Annotated in this window: 4 protein-coding genes; all 4 read left to right on the top strand. The window is 50.6% G+C overall.

The genetic code is table 11. The features are described 5' to 3' along the window. Positions 1-465: L-serine ammonia-lyase, iron-sulfur-dependent, subunit alpha (locus ULO1_RS14480; protein ID WP_200806981.1), on the top strand; the 465-nt coding region annotated here is incomplete at its 5' end. 1 nt (position 466) lies between these two features. Further along, entirely contained in the window at positions 467-895 is a 429-nt protein-coding gene (locus ULO1_RS14475) for a hypothetical protein (RefSeq protein WP_079933803.1), read from the top strand. A gap of 289 nt (positions 896-1,184) precedes the next feature. Beyond that, positions 1,185-1,403 carry a hypothetical protein gene (locus ULO1_RS14470; protein WP_079933802.1) on the top strand — a complete coding sequence of 73 codons (219 nt, stop codon included), beginning with the start codon at positions 1,185-1,187 and terminating at the stop codon, positions 1,401-1,403. A 51-nt stretch (positions 1,404-1,454) separates the two neighbouring features. Beyond that, positions 1,455-1,966 (top strand): transposase (locus tag ULO1_RS14465; RefSeq protein ID WP_143325480.1); only part of this gene is annotated, 512 nt, incomplete at its 3' end.

Here is a 1,966-nt window from a genome sequence, read left to right as displayed (position 1 = left end):
GAGGAACAGGTGGCGGCTCTTTTTACCGCTTCCGGCATCGGCATGGTAATTGCCAAAGTTGCGGGAGTTTCGGGAGCTGCGGGAGGGTGCCAGGCTGAATGCGGCAGTGCCTCCGCCATGGCGGCAGCGGCAGTGGTGGAAATGGCCGGGGGTACACCGGCCCAGGCTGCTCATGCCTGTGCCATCGCCCTGAAAAATATTCTAGGACTGGTCTGCGATCCGGTGGCCGGGCTGGTGGAGGTGCCCTGTATCAAACGCAATGCTGCCGGTGCTGCCAACGCCCTGGTGGCCATCGATCTGGCGCTGGCGGGTGTGGAAAGCGTGATTCCCGTGGATGAAGTGATTCTGGCCATGTATCAGGTGGGGCAGGCCCTGCCCGCTACACTGAAGGAAACAGCCCTGGGGGGGCTGGCGGCCACACCTACCGGGTGCAGGCTGGCCCGGGAGCTGCGTCAGGAGGGATAATATGAAAAAAAGCTGGAAGTATACTCTGATTATCTTTGTCCTGCTGGCTATACTGGCAGTGTTCTGGCGGCTAATGCCAGGTTGGAATACTAAGCAGCAGGGCCAGGGCAGTGGTGAAATCGTGCCACAGCAGCTCGCTTCCTTGCCCCGGGTAGAGCTGGTTACCGGGCCGGAAGCAATACGGCAGATTGCCATGATGCACGGAAAACCCATTGACCTGGCGGAAGGATATATCGCCAGCTACCGTAATGGTGAAAAGGAAGTAACTCTGTGGGTATCCGTATCCGCCAGTGCGGAAGCAGCGGCGGCTCTGTTCAGGCAAATGGATGAGAAAATGCCGGCCAGTCCGGTTTTTACCGGCCGTCAGGAACTGGACCTCGGGGGCCAGAAAGTGATCAGAGTGGAATGTATGGGACAGGAGCACTACTAATGGGTAAAAGGGAAAAGCAACTACTGGGTGGCTGTAACCGGTCTTGATGGCAAAGAAGTGGCGACGGACCCATTCACGGCCCAGGTGCACAGAAAATCAAGGGGTGAAAGGATATTTCAAATACTTATGGACAAATCAAGCTCGTTTTGGTATCTTCTTATTAGCGATTATTGGTTGTCGCCACGGATGGTTGGCAGCGGGCTTGTGCGGTGTTTTCACAATGCCCGCATTTTCTTTTAAGAGCTAATTGCGCTGTCAGATAATCCTGACAGGCCAAGGGATTAGCGAAATGTCAAAAATAAATTTACCCCAGAAAAAGGTGTATAGGAAAGGGTTTTTAGCGCAAAACAAGAGGCTGAGGGAAAAATTCACCCCAGCCTCAAATGTTGTAAAAAATAAGCAACAGGCACCCACCTGTGAAAAAATTGAAATTGAAAAGACAAACAATCTTACCCAGGGAGGGATGCCTGTTATGGCTATTATACCACAAATTAAGCTATTTGAGTAGACAGAACAAGTACCGTCGCCCTGGGCATACACCCGGTTTTTAAAGGCGCTGATGAAACAAGAGAATTTAATAGACGAGATGTTCGATAAAATGGTGAAGCAATTGTCTGAAATGTTACCGGACTTTGGCAAGAACCTGGCTATGGACAGTAAGGCAATTTCATCATTTGCCAAACACAAAAATAAAAAGGGAGAAACAGACGGTCGCCGGGATACAGATGCGGACTATGGCAGGAAGGAATATAGAGGGGTGTACGAGAACGGTAAGGCATGGGAGAAGATCGTGAAATGGTTTGGGTACAAACTGCATCTGATAGTTGACGCGACCTATGAACTTCCGATAATATTCAGTTTAACGAAAGCGTCGGAGTCTGACATAAAAGAGGGGCATCGAATGCTGGAACGGATGGAGGAAAAGCAAGCAGAAATACTCAAGAGGGCGGAAACCATGGTGGCAGATAGAGGGTATGATGATACAAAACTAATAACAAAGTGCTGGGATAAATACCGAATAAAGCCTGTTATTGACATACGTAACTTGTGGAGAGATGGGGATAGAACGCG

The organism is Carboxydocella sp. ULO1 (genome assembly GCF_002049255.1).
Lineage (GTDB): Bacteria > Bacillota.
This window is presented reverse-complemented; position numbering and strand designations above follow the sequence as displayed.

Excerpts from the sequence above, each read along its gene's own strand:
- ULO1_RS14470 (WP_079933802.1), top strand. The coding sequence starts at position 1,185 with ATGTCAAAAATAAATTTACCCCAGAAAAAGGTGTATAGGAAAGGGTTT.
- ULO1_RS14475 (WP_079933803.1), top strand. The coding sequence starts at position 467 with ATGAAAAAAAGCTGGAAGTATACTCTGATTATCTTTGTCCTGCTGGCT.